1 protein-coding gene is annotated in these 2,399 nt (G+C 45.6%); it reads right to left on the minus strand.

Annotated elements, in window-relative coordinates; genetic code table 11:
* Nucleotides 1-141 precede the first annotated feature (141 nt).
* Complete coding sequence (locus tag F6K37_RS38380) at nucleotides 142-2,058, minus strand: phosphatase PAP2 family protein (RefSeq protein WP_287256350.1); 1,917 nt, start codon at nucleotides 2,056-2,058, stop codon at nucleotides 142-144.
* Nucleotides 2,059-2,399 lie beyond the last annotated feature (341 nt).

Genomic DNA, 2,399 nt, shown 5'->3' on the forward strand with positions numbered 1-2,399 from the left:
AGTGACCACTGAATCTCTTGGGCATCAGTTAAAATGATTTGGAGAAGATCCGCATCAGCTGGGTTATCTTCTACTCCCCATCTCCCCATCTCCTTAATGATGGGTATTCAACTTAATACCCATCATTAAGGAAGGGATAGCTCAACGGGCACCAATCCGAATCACGTCTCCATCAAAGGTTGGCAGTGACAGCACAAAGGGATCAGTGGAATAGGTCAATGCCTGTTCTTCGAGAATACCGATGGCAATTTCTTCACCCATGCGCAAACTATCATAGTAGTCAGTAAAATAGTGAACCCCAGCCATATTGCGACCAATAGAAATATTGGCAGCGAGTTTGTTCAACTCACCCTCCAGAGTCAAAAAATCCCTCGTACGCTCTGAAACAAGTCTCGCCTCACCTTTCCTGTAAGCAGATGGATCAGGGGCACGGAACACAATAGCCTGATCTTTGGGGCTATAGCGTTTAAATCTGATCTGTGTCCTTGCTTGTCCCGGTTTTGGGTTTTTGACTGGTGTTTCTACTAAAACTGCACTAGTATCAAAGAATGCCTTAAGCATGGTCACACATGCCCCAGCAACAGCGGCATGTCCTGCACCATAGGCAGGGTGCATGGGAGACCCTTCAGGAAATGCCATTGGTAGTAGATAATTCTGTGAGCTAGAGCCATTTTGATTGGCTAGTTCCAAAATCGACTTGAGAGTACCGTTGCTTTCTAGTTCACGTTCAAACCTTCTAATGTACTTGATTAATGCTCTGGGTACACTAGCTTTAGCTTGATTAGGTAGCTCTTGAAATCGCCGTAATAGTTCAATCCGGGCTGCCAATGCCTCTGGTCGCAGGCGAATATGGTTATTGAACTTCTGGAAGCGGACAGCTTTGAGTGCTCGTGTGGCGACTTCAGTAACCAAAGTTAAGATGTGTGGACCGCCATAGAGGGCAAAACCACCAGCATTGCGACGGGTTGCTGGATTAGCTGCTGCCACACCACCCCCAGAAAGATGATCAAAAACGGGATCGAAGGGTGTTTGCATCCCCAGGAGAATGATGCAAGCGTTGAGATAGGGTTCATAAAGAGCGTCGTAATGAACATAGGTGGCTAAATCCCGGGGAGTGGAGATAAATCGACGAGCTGGACGATCTGGTAGCTTAGGGTTTTGATCATTCTCTAAAACATAGGTTTCTCTGTCTTGCTTAATTCCACGCTGAACCAAGACATAGTCTTCCATGTTGGTCATGTAATCTTGGCAGGGTGTTGCAATGGGAACCTTTTGATCAATTTGCAAAGCACCATAGGTAATTTTCCCCTCTGCAACGTTGCCACCACCATTGAGATCAACATTACCTATCAGTAGAAACTGAGAGAGATAGGGGCCGACTTCCACTCCTGGAGAAGAGCCTCGGAATACATTTTGCTCATCAAGCTTGCCTCTGGAATTTACCTTCCGAGGTCGTCCAGTTTGGTTGCGAATATAGTCGAGGGCATTGAGACGATTGATTGAACTCTCGATTTTGCTATTCGCTCCTCTTTTCTCAAAGTCATTGAGGGGCTGATCCCGCAGTATGGCTAATTCGTAGACCTCTGCTATCTCAAAAATTAGCTCTGGGTTAGCCTTACCGCTAGCATCCATTAACGGTGGTGCTGGAGGCATGGTAACCGCTTGTGGATCGGGTCCGTTTAGCTCAAAGACAACCCCTGCAGTTGGTGCTTGCCATTGTCTAAATTGCTCAAGCAGATCAGGGTTAGTCTCAGGTTTAATAGTGTAGTCTTGACCTGTAAATACTACCTCAAATTTGGCACCATGACGTACCCGATCAGAGAAGGGATCAATAAAGCCATCGTCCACTGCACGGCGAAACTCCACAAAATCCTGTGGGTCTTGTAGTAGCCCTGTATCAGGATTGTGAGGTAGCCCTTTGGTAAAGGACATAAAATACTGATCATCAGCATGTCGCTGTTCATCCCCATTGGCTTTATGGGTAGGATAGTCACGACTTCTGGCTAGTTTTGCAGCGTCAAGGCGAACGTCAAAAGACTTCTCTGAACGATTTGCCATGCTAATCTCCTTAGGGAAAAGAATTTTGATATGTTTTTAAGATGTCTATTCAAATCTAAAAAGTAATTTATGACTCTGACAGTACCCACAAGGGTACTTTTTTCAGGAAAAAAAATCGGTTGGTTTGTAAGGATTTAGCCGTTGGCCGTAGGCCACGCTACTTGAGGTGCTGTCAGCCGTCAGCCGTCAGCCGTCAGCCACAGGCTCACGCTAGGCGAACAGCTTAAAATAAACCTCTGCCCTTGAGAATTTTATAGTTCGAGATTAATGAGAATGAAAGTCTTGGAAAAAGCCCTACAACTAATCCTTAACAAAATACCAGTAGCTCAATTCTTCCAAAG

Source organism: Moorena sp. SIO4E2 (assembly GCF_010671945.1).
Taxonomy (GTDB): domain Bacteria; phylum Cyanobacteriota; class Cyanobacteriia; order Cyanobacteriales; family Coleofasciculaceae; genus Moorena; species Moorena producens.